Genomic DNA, 16,113 nt, shown 5'->3' with positions numbered 1-16,113 from the left:
TGCGGGTTACGCCGCGGGCTGGCATTGTCAGCCCGCGGCGTAAATTTTGCAGTCCTGCCTGTTGCGCCGGTCACAGCTGGCAGGATGGAACCCATGACTTATTCCGCGGCGGAAGACCGCTACGAATCCATGCCCTACCGCCGGGTGGGCCGCAGCGGCCTGAAGCTGCCGGCCATCTCCCTGGGCCTCTGGCACAACTTTGGTGACGACAAGCGCTTCGACGAACAGCGCGCCATCCTGCGCCGGGCCTTCGACCTTGGCGTGAACCACTTCGACCTCGCCAACAACTACGGCCCGCCGGACGGCTCCGCCGAGACCAACTTCGGCCGACACCTGAAGGACGACTTCAAGCCGTACCGCGATGAACTGGTCATCTCCACGAAGGCCGGCTACTACATGTGGCCCGGCCCCTACGGCGAGTGGGGCTCACGGAAGTACCTGCTTTCCAGCCTGGACCAGTCGCTGGAGCGCATGGGGCTGGACTACGTGGACATCTTCTACAGCCACCGGCCGGACCCGGAAACGCCGCTGGAAGAAACCATGGGCGCCCTCGACTACGCCGTCCGCTCGGGCAAGGCGCTCTACGCGGGAATATCTTCATACACCCCGGAGCAGACCATCGAAGCTGCCCGGATCCTCAAGGAGCTCGGCACACCGCTGCTCATCCACCAGCCCAGCTACTCCATGTTCAACCGCTGGACCGAGAACGGCACCCCCAACCTCTACGAGGCGCTCGACCAGGTGGGGGCAGGATCCATCGCCTTCTCCCCGCTGGCCCAGGGCATGCTCACCGACCGCTACCTCAACGGCATCCCGGACGATTCCCGCGCAGCCAAGGCCAGGTTCCTGTCCGAGGACGCCATCACGGACGAGAAGCTCGCCCGCATCCGGGGCCTGAAAGCCATTGCCGAAGGCCGCGGCCAGACGCTCGCCCAGATGGCCATCGCCTGGATCCTCCGGGACCAGCCGAAGGGCTCTCCGGTGACATCGGCGCTGGTGGGGGCATCCAGCGTGCGCCAGCTCGAGGACACGCTCTCCGCCATCAACAACCTAGGGTTCAGTGCTGACGAACTGACCGCCATCGATGAATTCGCGGTCGAATCGGACATCAACCTGTGGAAGCAGACCGTCTGACGAAACCCCTTTCTTACGCAGCGGGACCGGCGGAACAATAGCCGGTCCCGCTGTGTTGGGTACTATGAATAGGCGCCGCGCGGCGCTGTCCCAGCCGGCCGCCGTCGCAATTTCCCCGACGCATTACCAGGCCGGCTGACGTTTGTCCTAAGGAGTTTCGTGTCTTCACATCCGATCCGTGTCGCAATCGTCGGCGTAGGCAACTGCGCCGCCTCGCTGGTGCAGGGAGTCCAGTACTACAAGGACGCCGACCCCAAGGCGACCATCCCGGGCCTCATGCACGTTGAGTTCGGCCAGTACCACGTGGGCGATGTCCAGTTCGTGGCCGCCTTCGACGTCGACGGCAAAAAGGTGGGCAACGACCTCGCCGATGCCATCCTCGCCAGCGAAAACAACACCATCAAGATCGCCGACGTCCCGCCCACCGGCGTGACCGTCCAGCGCGGCCACACGCTGGACGGCCTCGGCAAGTACTACCTCGAGACCATCGAGGAATCCACCGAAGAGCCCGTTGACGTGGTTCAGGCCCTCAAGGACGCCAACGTTGACGTCATGGTCTGCTACCTGCCCGTCGGCTCCCAGGCAGCTGCCGAGTTCTACGCCCAGGCCGCCATCGACGCCGGAGTTGCGTTCGTCAACGCCCTTCCCGTGTTCATCGCCGGCACCAAGACGTGGGCGGACAAGTTCACCGCCGCCGGTGTTCCGATCGTTGGCGACGACATCAAGAGCCAGATCGGTGCCACCATCACGCACCGCGTCATGGCCAAGCTGTTCGAGGACCGCGGCGTCACCCTGGACCGCACGTACCAGCTGAACGTCGGCGGCAACATGGACTTCAAGAACATGCTGGAGCGCGACCGCCTCGAGTCCAAGAAGATCTCCAAGACCCAGGCTGTCACCTCCAACGTCGAAGCTGACCTTGCCGCCAAGGACGTCCACATTGGCCCGTCCGACTACGTCCAGTGGCTCGATGACCGCAAGTGGGCTTTCGTCCGCTTGGAAGGCCGCAACTTCGGTGACGCGCCCGTGTCGCTGGAGTACAAGCTGGAAGTCTGGGACTCGCCCAACTCCGCCGGCGTGATCATCGACGCCATCCGCGCCGCCAAGATCGGCCTGGACCGCGGCATCGGCGGCCCCCTGCTGTCCGCCTCGAGCTACTTCATGAAGTCGCCGCCGGAGCAGTTCAACGACGACCTCGCCCGCGAAAAGGTTGAGGCCTTCATCCGCGGCGACCTGGAGCGCTAAGCACCTACCCGAACGCGCGCTCAGTAGTGGCGGTTCCTTTGGGGATGCGCGCTCAGTAGTGGCGGTTCCTTGATGAACGCTCCTCCGGTCTTCACGGGGGAGCGTTCATCGTTAAGGGTCGCCCGTGATTGTCAGGCGGCGGATGGCGTGGCTGGCCTGTGCCAGGGCCAAAAGCTTGAGCATAAGCTCCGAGTGCATGTGCATTCCGACGGCAGCAGTGAGGATGATGCGGTCTGTGTCCTGCCCCCTGGTGGTGGCGGTCAGGTCAAACCCGGCGATAGAGTCCACCGCGCTGCTGTACTGATCCAGCAGGTCCGGCGGCAGCTCGATGCCAAGCTCCTGCATGCGGGAGATATGCCGGTTGAGCGCGTCGCGGGCGTCGCTGTGCACGTCGGGCCAGTCCCGCATGCGTACGACGGCGTCTGCCGCGGATGTGCGGCCAACCTCGCCGCCGCCGGTCCCAAGCTTCAGGACCACGCTCTGGACGTGGGCCAGCAGCGCCAGGTGCGGAACGCCGTCGTCCGCCATTTTCACAATGCTGCGGATCTGTTCGATACTCAGGCCCACGATCTGACGCAGTGAGCGGATCAACTCCAATCGATCGACGTGGGCCCGGGTGTAACTTGCGCGCGTGGCATGGACGGACTCGCCGGGCGGCAAGAGTCCTTCGCGCAGGTAGTACTTGATGCTGGCCGCGGACGTCCCGGTGAGTTCGCTGAGCTCCTTCAGCTGCATGGCGCCTCCATAAGGTAGCGGACAGCCGGTCCACTATCTTGATGTACAAGAACTGGATAGTGCCTCTATCTTAGAGCTATGGAGCATTGGAACGCCTTACTTGTCACCCACGTTGTTGCGGCACTCTTTGTCCTGGCGGTCGGACCGGTGCAGATCCTTCGGCGGCGGCGCGACCGCATCCACCGGACCATGGGATACCTGTGGGTGGCAGCCATGTACTACGTGTGTTTCAGCAGTTTCGGGATCGTCAGTGACGGGCATTTCAGTTGGTTGCACGGGCTGTCCGCGTTCACCATCGTCACCGTGACACTTGGGCTAATCAGTGCAGTGCGGCGCAATATTCCGGCCCATCGCGGCAACATGATAGGAAGCTACATCGGGATCGCTGTTGCCTTTGGGTTTGCTGTGGGGGTTCCTGGGCGCAGCATTCCGCTGCTCCTGCTGGCTGATCCCGGCACGGCCGTTTTCGTCGCCGCTCTGGTGCTGCTGTCCGTTGGTGTTGCGTATGCATCCCTGATCAGAGGCGACAGAAAAATCATTGTTTCGCCGGCTAGGAGTAACAGGGAGCCCCGCGGTGACAATAGCGGCGATGCAGTCGTGGCACAGCGGCGCTAGAGACCACGCGCAAACCCAGATGCGGCTGCAGGATCCATGGCGGAAGCTCTTACCGCTCGCTTGATGTGCTTGATTGCGGTCGTGAAGTTCTCCTCGAAGTCGGCCTTGTCGAACACGAGGACCGTCCAGCCGGCAGCCTCAAAGGCTCTGTTTCTGCGTCGATCACTGAGGCGCTGTGGCTCTTGAAGGTGATGGCCGCCGTCGTATTGGATCGCGATGCGGCGCTGACGATACCCCAGGTCGGCTGACGGAGAACGGCTGTCTCCTTGCCGAAGGCTCACCTGCAATTCCGGATCCGGAAGACCGGCGTCGAGCATGCCAAGGCGTAGGAACGTCTCTGGCGCCGAATCTGATCCGACACGCATCAGGTCGAGTGCCTGCCGGGCACGGACGATGCCCTGAAGATTTGGATGCCGGCTGATCAAGGCCTTCAGGTCGGTGACGGAAGTGTAGGCCTCCGCCCTGCCCTCGAAAGCGGGACGAGGCATTCGGATCAGCTCATCTCCCAAGGCCACGAGGTCGTTGAGCGGCAGAATGCGAGCCAGGTCCAGCCACGTGCGGGCACGGGTGCTGAGCCAAATCCCTCCCACCAGCTCGATTTCCCCGGGCCCGGCAATGACCCGGTGACCGCAGATGCCCTGCCTCCTAACGCCGGGAAGAGCTTTAGGTTTGCTTAGGTGGAGTTCGTTGGAGTCCGAAAGCCACGGCGGTAAGCATGAGTTGCGCAGCCGAGCCGCCGTTACGTGGGATATCCAGGCTCCCGGTGTTGCCTCCGACAATGCACGCGCCGCCTCTTCAAGATCGAAAGCCCAGGAAGCCGGGCGGAAAAGGCCGCGGCCCACGTGCTCGACGTCGGCACGCCTCAGCCGATCGCGCGTCAGATTGGCGTTCGCGGCACTTTCGACAGTGAAGGGCTTGGTTGCCAGATGGAGGGGTAATGGAGGGCTGCTGCGCATACTGCATTCTCACCGAATCAGCCGACAAGCATCGGAAGTTATCCACAGGAGTCAGCCCACTTCGTGGGCCGCTGAATCCTAAATTGAGCGGGCGTTGGAATTTGTGCCACCACGAGTGAGCGGGCATTGGGAGGAATGCCGCCACGAGTGAGCGCGCGTTGGGAATTGGGCCGCCACGAGTGAGCGCGCGTTGGGAATTGGGCCGCCACGAGTGAGCGCGCGTTGGGAGTGATGCGGGGAAAGAGGAAGGCGGGGGAGGGGATAGGGCAACTGGGACGGGGGTGGGTTAGGTGAGGCCTACCGGGTTGCCGTCGGGGTCCACGTCCATCCGGAGCGCGGCCGGGACGGCGGGGAGTCCGGGCATGGTCATCACGGCGCCGGTCAGCGCCACGATGAAGCCCGCACCGGTCTTGGGCAGCAGGTCGCGGACGTGGATGGTGAAGCCCTTGGGGGCGCCGAGCCTGGTGGCGTCGTCCGTGAACGAGTACTGGGTCTTGGCCATGCACACCGGAAGCCCGCCCCAGCCGTTGCGCTCAATATCGGCCAGCCGCTTCAGTGCCGGGACGGAGAAGTCCACGCCGTCGGCCCCGTAGATCTCCTGCGCGATGGTGCGGATCTTGTCCTCCACAGAGAGCTCCAGCGGGTACAGGTGCCTGAACCGGCCCGGCGCATCCAAAGCGCGGGCCACCAGCGCGGCAAGCTCATCCCCGCCGTCACCGCCGCCGCCCCGGCCCCACACGTCGGCCACGGCAGCCGGAACACCTTCGGCGGCACACCACGCCAGCAGCCAGTCCAGTTCCTCCGCCGTGTCCGTGGCAAACCTGTTGATGGCCACCACCGGCGTTACACCGAACTTCTCCACGTTGTGCACGTGCCGGCGCAGGTTTTCGACGCCGGCCTCCAGCGCTGCCATGTCCGGCCGGGTCAGTTGGTCCTTGGCCACCCCGCCTTGCATTTTCAGTGCCCGCACGGTGGCTACCACCACGACGGCGGACGGGGCCAGCCCGCCGATCCGCGCCTTGATGTCCATGAACTTTTCGGCCCCGAGGTCGGCCCCGAAACCGGCCTCCGTCACCACGATGTCCGCCAGCCGCCGCGCGGTCTGGGTGGCGATGAGGGAGTTGCAGCCGTGGGCGATGTTGGCGAACGGGCCGCCATGGACCAGCGCCGGGGTGCCCGCGATGGTCTGCACCAGGTTGGGTTTGACGGCTTCCTTGAGCAGCAGGGCCAGCGCACCCTGCACTCCCAGGTCCGCCACCGTCACCGGGACACGCTCATAGGTGTACCCGAAGGTGATCCTGCCCAGGCGTTCCCGGAGGTCGGCCAGGTCCGTGGCCAGGCAGAACACGGCCATGATCTCGGAGGCCACGGTGATGTCGAACCCGTCCTGCCGCGGTACGCCCTGTGCCGGCCCGCCGAGGCCGATCACCACTTCCCGCAAGGCCCGGTCGTTCATGTCCAGGACCCGCTTGAACGTCATGCGCCGCGGATCGATGTTCAGGGCGTTGCCCTGGTAAATGTGGTTGTCCACCAGTGCCATCAGGGCGTTGTTGGCGGAGGTGATGGCGTGGAAATCGCCGGTGAAATGCAGGTTGATCTCATCCATCGGCAGCACCTGCGAGTAGCCTCCGCCGGTGGCGCCGCCCTTCATTCCCAGGACCGGGCCCAGCGAAGGTTCCCGCAGGGCGATCATCACGTTGTGGCCGGCCCGCGCCAGGGAGTCGGCCAGCCCCACGGTGGTGGTGGACTTTCCTTCCCCGGCCGGCGTGGGCGACATGGCCGAAACCAGCACCAGCTTGCCGTGCGGCGGCGGTGCGTCCAGCCGGGCGGGATCGATCTTGGCTTTGTAACGCCCGTACTGTTCCAGCGCTGCGGCGTTCACCCCTGCGGCAGCGGCAATGTCTTCGATGGGCCTTATGCGTGCTGCCCGTGCTATCTCGAGGTCGCTGGGAACGCCGGTCATGGCGTCAGGTTACAGGAACGGCCGGCACAAGGTGGCCCACGTGCCGGTCGACGGCGGCATGGTAGCTTTCCAGCGTGATGGCGGCCGTGCGGGACCAGCCGGAGTTCTGGGCGCGGATGGCGGCGGCCCGGCCCATGTCCACGCGGGTGGCTGGATCGTCGTAGAGGGCCTCGAATGCATCCGCCCAGTCGGCCGCGTGGTGGCCGTCCACCAGCAGCCCGGTCCGGCCGTGGAAGATGGCGCGGGAGAGCCCGCCCACCCGGGTGGCCACCACCGGGGTCCCGCAGGCCTGGGCTTCCAGGGCCACCAGACCGAAGGATTCACTGAAGGATGGCATCACCACGACGTCGGCCGCGCGGAACCAGGCCGCCAGCTCAGGTGCCGTGACGGGCGGAAGCTGCGTGACGACGTCGTCCATCTCCGCGTCTGCCACGAGCTTGCGGAGGTTGAACTCCTTGTTGCCGCTGAGCTCGCCCAGGATGGTGAGCCGCAGGTCGATGTCCGGACGCCGCTGCCGCAGCAGGGCCGCCGCCTTGACCAGCACCTGCGGGCCCTTGAGCCGCTGGATGCGGCCGGCGAACAGGAGGTGGAACGTCCCCGGATCCACGCCGTGGTCCCTGCGCGCTTTGGTCCGGAACGCCGGGGTGAAGGTGGCCAGGTCCACGCCCGGGGGGGCGATGTCGATCCGGTCGTAGTCCGCACCGTAGTGCGAGACAAGCTCTGCGGCTTCGGAGCTCGTGTTGGCGATGAGGCGCGCCGCGCCGTCCACGATCCGGTGCTCGCCCACCTCGCGGCGCCGCGGCTCAGGCTGTTCGCCGGATTCGAGCAGGAGGTTCTTCACCTTGGCCATGGTGTGCATGGTGTGGACCAGCGGCACACCCCACAGTTCAGAGAGCTCCAGCCCGGCGATGCCGGACACCCAGTAGTGCGAATGGATGACGTCATAGCGGCCGTGCGGCTGCCGGCGGCGGATCTGTTCGATCTCTTCGACCATGCTGTGCAGCAGGCCCGGCAGTTCTTCCTTGGGAATCTTCTTCGTTGGTCCGGCCAGGACGTTGTGGACACAGACGCCGGGATCCGGATGTTCGACGGCGGGCTGGCTTGCCGAGGTGGCGCGCGTGAAGATCTCGACTTCGACGCCGGCTTCGGCCAGGGCCGAGGCCAGTTCACGGATGTAGACGTTCATGCCGCCGGCATCGCCGGAACCAGGCTGTTCCATGGGCGAGGTGTGGAGTGACAGCAGGGCCACCCTGCGGATCAATGCCAAGGGACCTCCTTCCGGCCGCCGGCGCGTAGTACGGGCGCACCAGTCCCGGGTACCCGTTCGGTGCGCACTCGGTAAAACATTACTCCTTCAGCCAGCCGGGGCCGCAGCCGCCGTCCCGCCACGCCACAGCGACCCCAGCTCCGGAAATGCTTCCTCATATCCGGACAGGAGCCTGCCTGCCAGTTCTTCCGAATCCACCAGCGGATGCCGCGCGAAAGCCGCGAGTGCGGCGCCCCGGTCCCCGGCAGTGGCCGCGTGGACGGTGAGCCGCTCCACCTCCTTGACCCGCCGCAGCAGCTCGAGCTGCGGCGCGGGCGGAGCCTGCTGGGGAAGCGGCCGCGCGCCGTCGGCCGTCACCATGCAGGGAAGTTCGACGACGGCGTCCGCGGGCAGTCCCGGAATGGCCGGTTCGTGGGTACTTGGGTCCAGGGCGTTTCGGACGTTCAGGATCAGCTGCGTCCCGCCAGCCCCGGAGAGCGCCCGCATGGCGGAGAGTGCCACGCGTTCGTAGCCGCCGCCGGCGAGGTCGTCTTCGTCGCGCTGGGTACCTTCAGGGCGTGCCTCGGCCAGGTAGCCCTCCTCGCGGGACCGGCGGGCTGCATCCCACATGTGGAAGGCGTCCTTCCCGGCGCCTGCCAGGCGTGGATAGAGGTCCTGCTGCTGTTCGTGGATGCTCTCGCCGCGCGTCTGCTGCATGGCCCGCATGACACGCCGGGCGGCATCGGCCCGGTAGTAGTAGTACAGGTACTCGTTGGGCAGCATGCCGAGCCCTGCCAGGAACGGCTGGTCGAACAACCGGCCCTCCTCGAAGGACGCGAGGGCGGCGGGATCGGCCAGCAGGCCCGGCAGCAGGTTGCGGCCGCCGGACTCCAGCCGGTACAGCCAGCCCAGGTGGTTCAGCCCGAAGTAGCCCACGCCGTCGAGCCTTCCCTCCGGCAGGTCCGCTCCTGCGGCGTGTGCTGCGCGCTGCACCAGGGCGCCAGCGGAGTCGCAGATGCCCACCACCCTGTTTCCCAGCACGGGAACGAGGGCCTCGGTGACCATGCCTGCCGGGTTGGTGAAGTTGATCAGCCGGGCTCCGGGGCAGTGCTTGACCATTAGCCGGGCCAGGTGCACCATGTGCGGAATGGTCCGCAGCGCATAGGAGATGCCGCCCGCGCCTGTGGTTTCCTGACCCAGCAGCCCCAAATCCTGGGCCACTTTCTCGTCAGCGATCCGACCGGCGGTGCCGCCCGGACGGATGGCGGCAAACACCATGTCAGTCGAGGGGAGGGCGTGGGCCAGATCGGTGGTGGCCCGGACCGGAAGCCGGGGGCCGGGGCCGGCCGGCATGCTGTGCAGCACGGTGGCGACGGCCGCCAGGCGGGCGGGATCGACGTCGTACAGCACCAGTTCGGTGACCAGCCCGGCAAAGCGGCCCGAAACCAGCGCCCGGTAAATGAGCGGCACCCGGAAACCGCCGCCGCCGGCAATCAGAAGCCGCATACCCAGCAGTCTAGGGCGGCCCCGGGCGCTCCTCTACCGGATGTCGGTGGCAGGGCGTAGTGTGCCGGACATGGACGCGATGCCGGCACGCCCTTTTGATCCGCTGGCCTCGGTCCGGAAACACTCCGGGCCCGGGTTCGATCTCCTGCTGGCCGGAACCGTCTTCCAGGACATCATTTTCACCGGGCTGCCGCACGGCCCTGAACCGGGGACGGAAATCTGGAGCGACGGCATGGGCAGCTGCCCGGGCGGGGTGGCGAACCAGGCCATCGCCGCCGCCCGGCTGGGGCTGCGGACCGGCCTGGCGGCGGTCTTCGGCGACGACGGCTACGGGGACTTCAACTGGAAGATCCTCGCCGGCCAGGAACGCGTGGACCTGAGCCTGTCCCGCCGGGTGGAGGGGTGGCATTCACCGGTGACGGTGTCGCTGTGCGTTGAGAAGGACCGTTCCATGGTCACCCACGGGCATGCAGCCCCGGTTACGTCCTCTGAGCTCATCGGGGAGCCGCCGCCCACCCTGGCCGGCATCGCGGAGGTGGGCCTGGAAGTGGAACCCTGGGCACGCGCCGCCCACGGCGCCGGCGTTAAGCTCTTCGGTGACGTGGGCTGGGACCCCACCGGGGAATGGGCACCGGTCCGGCTGGAAAACCTGCAGTACTTCCACGCGTTCCTGCCCAACCAGCGTGAAGCCATGGCGCTGACCGGAAAGGACAACGCCTGGTCCGCCCTGTACGCGCTCGCGGACCGGGTCCCGGTGGCCGTGGTGACCCTGGGGCCGCAGGGGGCGCTTGCCGTCGATTCGGAATCGGGGGAGGAGGAATGGGTTCCGTCCCTGCCGGTCAAGGCGCTTGACCCCACCGGAGCAGGTGACTGTTTCGACGCCGCGTTCATCGTGGGCACGCTGGCCGGGTGGCCGCTGGGCAACAGGCTCCGGTTCGCCAACCTGTGCGCCTCCCTGGCGGTGCAGGAAGTGGGCGGCTCGCTTGCCGCCCCCGGCTGGGGAGACATCGCCGACTGGTGGAAACGCGCCAATGCCCGGCCCGAACGGCAGATGAGCCAGTGGCTGCGCCGTTTCGGGTTCCTGGAAGAGATCATCCAGGACGTCCCGCAGGCTGCCCAGCGCAGGGCCTCAGCCACCATCGCCCACCTTTCGGACGCCTGAGCGGCTGCTGGAACCTGGACCGTCTCAGCCCTCAGATCAGCGCCTGCCGCCTGACCGGACGTTGCCCCTCAACCCGCCCGGCACCCTGCGGCGCCGGACGTCCGATTATTCGGCCGCAGGCACCCCTACTAGAATCACTTCCGTGACTTACCCCGCCCCAACCGGTGAAATCAGCGCTGCTTCAGTGCACGATCCCCACTACGAGCGTTCCGCCGTGATCGACCTGGACGCCATCCGGCACAATGTCCGCCGGCTCGCTGCCGCTGCCTCACCGGCCAAGGTCATGGCCGTGGTCAAGGCCGATGCCTACGGGCACGGTGCCGTCCCTGTTGCCCGGGCCGCGCTGGAGGCCGGCGCTTCCTGGCTGGGAGTGGCCCACATCTCCGAGGCCCTGGCCCTGCGTGCTGCCGGCATCGACGCACCGTTGCTGGCATGGCTGCACACCACGGACAGCAACTTCGGTGCGGCGGTGGCGGCCGGCGTCGACATCGGCTGCTCGGGATGGGAACTTGAGCGGATTGTTGCCGCAGCCCGCGAGCAGGAACGCCCGGCCAGGATCCACCTCAAGGTGGACACCGGGCTGGGACGCAACGGCGCCACGCTCGAGTACTGGGACACGCTGGTGGGCGAAGCGATGGAGTACCAGGACCAGGGCCTGCTCCGGGTGGTGGGCATCTTCTCCCACCTCGCTGTCGCCGACGAACCGGAACGCCCCGAGACCGACCACCAGCTGGCGGCCTTCCGCGACGCGCTGGCAGTGGCGGAAGACGCCGGGGTGGACGCCGAAGTCCGGCACCTGGCCAACACCCCCGCCACCCTGTCCCGGCCGGACACCCACTTCGACCTGGTGCGCGTGGGGCTGGGCATCTACGGGCTTTCGCCCTTTGACGGGCAGACCTCCGCGGAACTTGGCCTGCGTCCTGCCATGGCGCTGCGGACCAAGGTGTCCCAGTGCAAGGTGGTCCCGGCCGGGCAAGGGGTTTCGTACGGGCTCCACTACCGGACTGCCGCCGCCAGCACGCTGGGCCTGATCCCGCTGGGCTACGCCGACGGCATCCCGCGGGTCGCCACCGGCGGGCCGGTCCGGGTGGCCGGCACCACCTACCCGGTGGTGGGCCGCATCGCCATGGACCAGATGGTCATCGATCTCGGCCAGGGAGTGCAGGGGGCAGCGCTGCTGGGTGCCGAGGCTGAGCTTTTCGGCAGCGGTGCCGACGGCGGTCCCACGGCTGATGACTGGGCGCGCGCCGCCGGGACCATCAACTATGAGATCGTCACACGGATCAGTCCACGCGTGCCGCGCCGCTTCATCAACGAACAGGACACGTCCGGCGGCGGAGACGCATCTGCCGCGGGCAGCGAGGGGGCCTTGTGAGCGCAGCGGACCACACGCCTGGCCAGGCGGCGAAGGCCAACTGGGAAAAGACCTATACGGCCACGACGGCGGACCAGACCCATGCGCTCGGCGCAGGGCTGGCGCAGGTCCTGGACGCCGGGGACCTGGTGGTGCTCTCCGGCGAGCTGGGTGCCGGGAAGACCACGCTGACCCAGGGGCTGGGGGAGGGACTGGGAGTGCGGTCTGGAATTATTTCCCCCACGTTCGTGCTGGTCCGCATCCACCCCAACCTTCCTGACGGACCCCGCCCCGGCGGCCCGGATCTGGTTCACGTGGACGCCTACCGCCTCGGTTCCGCAGCTGAAGTGGACGACATCGACCTTGAGAACACCATGGATACTTCCGTGACAGTGGTGGAGTGGGGCCACGACCGTGTGGAACACCTGAGCGAGAACAGGCTGGAGATCGACCTGCACCGGGCCATTGGCCTCGGCGGCGTGTCCTTCGGCGCCGGGGCAGCTGCTGCCATGGACGGCGGACCGGACGGCGGGAACGGAAGCCTCGACTTTGATACGGACGACACCGACGAGCCACGCACCATCGTGATGCGCGGATACGGCCCACGGTGGGCGGACGCCCCGGAACTGGACGCGGCAGGAGGGATCAACTGATGCTGATCCTCGCCATCGACACCTCGGCCGTGGCCAGCGCAGCCCTGGTCTCCGACGATGCCCCGGAAGGCGTCGTTGCCAACTTCTCCACCGAGGACACCCGCAGCCACGCCGAGGTGCTGGCCCCGGGCATCGCCGGAATGCTGGCCGACGCCGGCGTCGCGGGCGAAGACATCGACGCCCTGGTGGTGGGCGTGGGACCCGGCCCGTTCACCGGCCTGCGGTCCGGCATCGCCACCGCACGCACCCTGGCCTTCGTATGGGGCAAGCCCTTGCACGGCCTGATGAGCCTCGACGCGATCGCCCTGGAGGTGGCCGAGTCGACGGCGGCAGCCCCCGAGTTCCTGGTGGTCACCGATGCGCGCCGCAAAGAGGTCTACTGGGCACGCTACAGCCTGTCCGGAGGACAATTGCCGGTGCTCGAAGACGGGCCGCATGTTGGCTTCGCCGCGGACCTGCCGGACCTGCCCGCCTACGGTGCGGGCGCCGGACTGTACGCGGACTCTCTCCGGGCGGACCCCGAGTTCGCCGGTGAGCAGCCGGACGCCCTGTACCTGGGGCAGTTTGCCCTGGCCAGGCTGGCTTCCGGTGGGGCGCTCCTGGACTCAACGCCCCTCTACCTCCGGGAATCCGACGCCCAGGTCCCGGGGCCGCGGAAGAGGGCGCTGTGAGCGCCGCCGGACCGGAAGGGAATCCGGAGCCCCGGCCCGCCGCGCTGGACGGTGTCGCCATCCGGGACATGACGGAGGCCGACGTCCCCGCCGTCAGCGCCCTCGAGCAGGAGCTGTTTCCCGTAGACGCCTGGCCCGTGCAGATGTTCTTCGACGAACTGGCCCAGCCGGAAACCCGCCGCTACCTGGTGGCCGAAGGGCCGGACGGCATCGTCGGTTACGCCGGGCTCATGTGCATTGAACCCATCGCGGACGTCCAGACGATCGCCGTCGTACCCCACCGTGAAGGGCGCGGCATCGGCAGCACGCTGCTCACCGAACTGATCGAAGAGGCCCGGCGGCGGAGTGCCGCGGACGTGCTGCTGGAGGTGCGCGCCGACAACCCCCGCGCCCAGCGGCTGTACCTCCGTTTCGGCTTCCAACAGATCCACGTCCGGCCCCGCTACTACCGCGACGGCGTGGACGCCCTGATCATGCGGCTCGCGCTGGTGCCGGAGACAGAAACAGAATCCCCAAGCAAAGGAATCCGGCCATGAACCGCACGCAGCCGCTGGTGCTGGGCATCGAATCCTCCTGCGACGAAACAGGCGTCGGCGTGGTCCGGGGAACTACGCTGCTGGCCAACACGGTGTCCTCATCGATGGACGAGCATGTCCGGTTCGGCGGCGTCATCCCCGAAATCGCCTCCCGCGCCCACCTGGACGCCTTTGTCCCCACCCTGGAACAGGCGCTCGCGGAGGCCGGTGCCACCCTGGATGACGTCGATGCCATCGCCGTCACATCGGGCCCGGGCCTGGCCGGTGCGCTGATGGTGGGAGTCTGCGCCGCGAAGGCCCTGGCCGTGGCCACCGGCAAACCGCTGTACGCCATCAACCACCTGGTGGCCCATGTGGGCGTGGGACTCCTGGATGACCGGGCAACCGGAAAGCAGCAGGCCCTGCCCGAGAACCTCGGCGCCCTGCTGGTCTCCGGCGGCCACACCGAAATCCTCCGGATCAACAGCATCACCAGCGACGTGGAACTCCTGGGTTCCACCATCGATGACGCCGCCGGCGAGGCCTACGACAAGGTGGCCCGCATCCTGGGCCTCGGCTACCCGGGCGGCCCCGCCATCGACAGGGTGGCCCGTACCGGCAACCCCAAAGCGATCCGCTTCCCGCGCGGCCTCAGCCAGCCCAAGTACATGGGAACGGCCGACGAACCGGGCAAGCACCGCTATGACTGGTCCTTCAGCGGGCTGAAGACCGCAGTGGCCCGGTGCGTGGAACAGTTCGAAGCCAAGGGTGAGGAGATCCCCGTGGCTGACATCGCCGCGGCCTTCCAGGAAGCGGTGGTGGACGTTATCTCGTCAAAGGCCGTGCTCGCCTGCAGGGAGCACGGCATCAAGGACGTGCTGCTGGGCGGCGGCGTGGCCGCCAACTCAAGGCTCCGGGAACTGACCGGGCAGCGCTGCGCGTCCGCCGGGATCCGGCTGCACGTCCCGCCGCTGGACCTGTGCACGGACAACGGGGCAATGGTGGCCGCCTTGGGTGCACAGCTGGTCATGGCGGGCGCCGAACCCAGTGGGATCGGCTTCGCGCCGGACTCCTCGATGCCCGTCACCTCGGTCTCCCTCCCGGCCTGACCACCCCCGTTGCCCTATCAGATAAGGCTCCTAAACCACTGGTTTAGGAGCCTTATCTGATAGGGCAACTGTGTTTTTGGGTGAAGCAGGAAGTCAGGCGGTGGGCCCGTTGCGCATCTGTTTGACCAGGTCAAGGACCACGGCCTGCAGATTGCCGCCGTTGTCCTCCGCCACGCGCCGCTGGCGCTGGTACCCGGCACCGCGGCGGATGATCTTTTCGACGTCGGCCAGCTCATCCTGGCAGCGCAGCTTCGCCGCCACGGGCTCCAGCCGGTTCAGCGTTTCCAGCAGGTGGTCCGTGACCAGCTGCTCCTTGCCCGCGGCGTCCAGGATGATGATGGCGTCCATGCCGTAGCGGGCGGCGCGCCACTTGTTTTCCTGGACGTGCCACGGCGGCATGGTGGGAATGGTGCCGCCGTTGTCCAGGGTGGTGGAGAACTCGTCCACCAGGCACTGGGTGAGGGCCGCGATGGCGCCGACTTCCTCCAGGGTGGCCAGGCCGTCGCAGATGCGCATTTCAATGGTGCCCAGGGCCGGCACCGGCCGGATGTCCCAGCGGATCTCGGAGATGGTGTCGATCACCCCGGTGGTGAACATGTCCTGGACATAGGACTCGTACTCGGACCAGGAGGGGAACTGGAAGGGCAGGCCCGCAGTGGGCAGCTGCTGGAACATCAGGGCACGGTGCGAGGCGTAGCCGGTGTCCTCGCCGCCCCAGAACGGGCTGGACGCGGACAGTGCCTGGAAGTGCGGGAAGTAGTTGACCAGCCCGTCAAGCACCGGGAGGGCCTTCTCGCGGCGGTCCAGGCCCACATGGACGTGCACGCCATAGATCACCATCTGGCGGCCCCACCACTGCGTCCGGTCAATGAGCTTGGCGTAGCGGGCCTTGTCCGTCACGGGCTGCAGCTGCGGCGGGCTGAACGGGTGGCTTCCGGCGCAGAAGAGCTCCACGCCCATGGGATCGGTGATCTCCCGGACGGCGGCCACGGAGCGGCTGAGGTCTTCCTTCGCCTCGGCAGCGGTCTCGCATATTCCCGTGACCAGCTCCACCGTGTTCAGCAGCAGTTCCTGCTTGATGTGGGGGTGTTCGTCATCCTCGTTCAGCTCGGGATGGCGGGAGGCGACACCGCGGAGCACCTCATTGGCGACGGACGCAAGTTCGCCGGTGCGGCCGTCCACCAGCGCCAGTTCCCACTCAACACCAAGGGTTGATTGCCTCGATGGTGCGAAGTCGATCTTCACGCAT

15 protein-coding genes are annotated in these 16,113 nt (G+C 67.2%); 9 read left to right on the top strand and 6 right to left on the bottom strand.

Features of this window, described 5'->3' with window-relative positions:
- Positions 1-93 precede the first annotated feature (93 nt).
- Positions 94-1,134 (top strand): L-glyceraldehyde 3-phosphate reductase, encoded by a 1,041-nt coding sequence (mgrA, locus tag ACHL_RS13215; protein ID WP_015937790.1) that lies wholly within the window; start codon positions 94-96, stop codon positions 1,132-1,134.
- Positions 1,135-1,293: 159 nt separating this feature from the next.
- Positions 1,294-2,379 (top strand): inositol-3-phosphate synthase, encoded by a 1,086-nt coding sequence (locus ACHL_RS13210; protein WP_015937789.1) that lies wholly within the window; start codon positions 1,294-1,296, stop codon positions 2,377-2,379.
- A 111-nt stretch (positions 2,380-2,490) separates the two neighbouring features.
- Here the strand turns inward: ACHL_RS13210 and ACHL_RS13205 are convergent, their stop codons facing one another.
- Positions 2,491-3,114, bottom strand: coding sequence for a MerR family transcriptional regulator (locus ACHL_RS13205; protein WP_015937788.1), 624 nt, complete (start codon positions 3,112-3,114; stop codon positions 2,491-2,493).
- A 78-nt stretch (positions 3,115-3,192) separates the two neighbouring features.
- Between ACHL_RS13205 and ACHL_RS13200 the strand changes: the two genes are divergently transcribed.
- Positions 3,193-3,729, top strand: coding sequence for a DUF2306 domain-containing protein (locus ACHL_RS13200; protein WP_015937787.1), 537 nt, complete (start codon positions 3,193-3,195; stop codon positions 3,727-3,729).
- Here the strand turns inward: ACHL_RS13200 and ACHL_RS13195 are convergent.
- The 4 genes from ACHL_RS13195 to ACHL_RS13180 all read right to left on the bottom strand — a co-directional run bounded on the left by ACHL_RS13195 (position 3,726) and on the right by ACHL_RS13180 (position 9,400).
- Entirely contained in the window at positions 3,726-4,685 is a 960-nt protein-coding gene (locus ACHL_RS13195) for a DUF559 domain-containing protein (protein ID WP_015937786.1), read from the bottom strand. The genes ACHL_RS13200 and ACHL_RS13195 overlap by 4 nt on opposite strands.
- A 286-nt stretch (positions 4,686-4,971) precedes the next feature.
- Positions 4,972-6,648, bottom strand: a complete 1,677-nt coding sequence (locus ACHL_RS13190) for a formate--tetrahydrofolate ligase (RefSeq protein WP_015937785.1) — start codon at positions 6,646-6,648, stop codon at positions 4,972-4,974.
- Positions 6,649-6,652: 4 nt separating this feature from the next.
- Complete coding sequence (mshA, locus tag ACHL_RS13185) at positions 6,653-7,915, bottom strand: D-inositol-3-phosphate glycosyltransferase (protein ID WP_015937784.1); 1,263 nt, start codon at positions 7,913-7,915, stop codon at positions 6,653-6,655.
- 87 nt (positions 7,916-8,002) lie between these two features.
- Complete coding sequence (locus tag ACHL_RS13180; protein WP_015937783.1) at positions 8,003-9,400, bottom strand: family 4 glycosyl hydrolase; 1,398 nt, start codon at positions 9,398-9,400, stop codon at positions 8,003-8,005.
- 70 nt (positions 9,401-9,470) lie between these two features.
- Between ACHL_RS13180 and ACHL_RS13175 the strand changes: the two genes are divergently transcribed.
- The 6 genes from ACHL_RS13175 (at position 9,471) to tsaD (ending at position 14,864) form a co-directional block, all read left to right on the top strand.
- Positions 9,471-10,562: a carbohydrate kinase family protein gene (locus ACHL_RS13175; protein WP_015937782.1), complete on the top strand. Its 1,092-nt coding sequence runs from the start codon at positions 9,471-9,473 to the stop codon at positions 10,560-10,562.
- A 142-nt stretch (positions 10,563-10,704) separates the two neighbouring features.
- Positions 10,705-11,937: an alanine racemase gene (gene alr, locus ACHL_RS13170; RefSeq protein ID WP_043794069.1), complete on the top strand. Its 1,233-nt coding sequence runs from the start codon at positions 10,705-10,707 to the stop codon at positions 11,935-11,937.
- Entirely contained in the window at positions 11,934-12,569 is a 636-nt protein-coding gene (tsaE, locus tag ACHL_RS13165) for a tRNA (adenosine(37)-N6)-threonylcarbamoyltransferase complex ATPase subunit type 1 TsaE (RefSeq protein WP_015937780.1), read from the top strand. The genes alr and tsaE overlap by 4 nt, the downstream gene beginning before the upstream one ends.
- Positions 12,569-13,240 carry a tRNA (adenosine(37)-N6)-threonylcarbamoyltransferase complex dimerization subunit type 1 TsaB gene (gene tsaB, locus ACHL_RS13160; protein ID WP_015937779.1) on the top strand — a complete coding sequence of 224 codons (672 nt, stop codon included), beginning with the start codon at positions 12,569-12,571 and terminating at the stop codon, positions 13,238-13,240. Before tsaE ends, tsaB begins: the two co-directional genes overlap by 1 nt.
- 68 nt (positions 13,241-13,308) lie before the next feature.
- Positions 13,309-13,776 carry a ribosomal protein S18-alanine N-acetyltransferase gene (gene rimI, locus ACHL_RS13155; RefSeq protein ID WP_050767170.1) on the top strand — a complete coding sequence of 156 codons (468 nt, stop codon included), beginning with the start codon at positions 13,309-13,311 and terminating at the stop codon, positions 13,774-13,776.
- On the top strand, positions 13,773-14,864 hold the full coding sequence (tsaD, locus tag ACHL_RS13150; protein WP_015937777.1) for a tRNA (adenosine(37)-N6)-threonylcarbamoyltransferase complex transferase subunit TsaD: 1,092 nt from the start codon (positions 13,773-13,775) through the stop codon (positions 14,862-14,864). The genes rimI and tsaD overlap by 4 nt, the downstream gene beginning before the upstream one ends.
- Positions 14,865-14,957: 93 nt before the next feature.
- Here the strand turns inward: tsaD and ACHL_RS13145 are convergent, their stop codons facing one another.
- The gene (locus ACHL_RS13145) at positions 14,958-16,109 is read right to left on the bottom strand and encodes a glutamate--cysteine ligase (protein ID WP_015937776.1); all 1,152 of its coding nucleotides are present in this window, start codon (positions 16,107-16,109) and stop codon (positions 14,958-14,960) included.
- Positions 16,110-16,113 lie beyond the last annotated feature (4 nt).

Origin of the sequence: Pseudarthrobacter chlorophenolicus A6 (genome assembly GCF_000022025.1) — a bacterium.
Lineage (GTDB): Bacteria > Actinomycetota > Actinomycetes > Actinomycetales > Micrococcaceae > Arthrobacter > Arthrobacter chlorophenolicus.
This window is presented reverse-complemented; position numbering and strand designations above follow the sequence as displayed.